Here is an 887-nt window from a genome sequence, read left to right as displayed (position 1 = left end):
GCTTAAGGTTGAGAAAAAAGCAAAGAAAGCTATCAATAGAGATATAGCAAAAAAAGTACCTGTAAAAATGGCGAGTAAGGCAGGTAAAGATGCTGTTAAAGCAATGTTTGTTGCAGCTTTATTTGGGATGCTGAAAGAAATTATGAATGCTTTGGTTCGTTTTTTCAAATCTAAAAAATGTTCGTTTGATACATTTTTACCAGAAATGAAAAATGCACTTCATTCTTTTTTTGATAAGATTAAAGATTTTATTAAAGTTGGCATTGATAGTTTTGTTGGAAGTATAGTGGGAGAAATTATTGGTGTAATTAACCAGAAACTAAAAAAACTTCCAAACTTGATTAAACAAATATTTGGTTCAATAAGAGAAAGTACCTCTTATCTATCAAATCCTGAAAATCAGTCACAATCTACAGCAATTAAAATCGCTCATATTTCAAAAATCATTACTTCTGCTTTAGTTGCTATAGGAGCAATGTTTTTAGGAGAATATTTTGAAAAGTATCTATTAACTATACCAGGAATGAAATTTGAAATACCATTGTTAGGCTCCATAGCAAATATTTTGGGGATTTTTTTAGCAAGTTTACTAACAGGCATCTTAGGTGCCATAATCATTAATGGACTTGATGGATTAATTTCAAGAAAACTACAAGATGAAAACAAAAAGGAACAATCTGATAAGAAGAAAGAATTGTTAAAAATTCAGGATGTTCAAATTTTTGTTGCCGAGCAAAATGTTGTAGTTAAGCGAAATGATATCTTCAGTAAGATGGCTAAGAATCAAAGAAAGAATTGTTAAAAATTCAGGATGTTCAAATTTTTGTTGCCGAGCAAAATGTTGTAGTTAAGCGAAATGATATCTTCAGTAAGATGGCTAAGAATCA

Annotated in this window: 1 protein-coding gene; it reads left to right on the top strand. The window is 30.0% G+C overall.

Features of this window, described 5'->3' with window-relative positions; all coding sequences use genetic code 11:
- Positions 1–802, top strand: an 802-nt coding sequence (locus tag D8886_RS11595; RefSeq protein ID WP_260469524.1) for a hypothetical protein, incomplete at its 5' end; no start/stop codon positions are given.
- Positions 803–887 lie beyond the last annotated feature (85 nt).

This window comes from Streptococcus sanguinis, from assembly GCF_003943655.1.
Lineage (GTDB): Bacteria > Bacillota > Bacilli > Lactobacillales > Streptococcaceae > Streptococcus > Streptococcus sanguinis_F.
The sequence above is the reverse complement of the archived record's forward strand: the minus strand, read 5'-3'. Positions and strand labels throughout refer to the sequence as shown.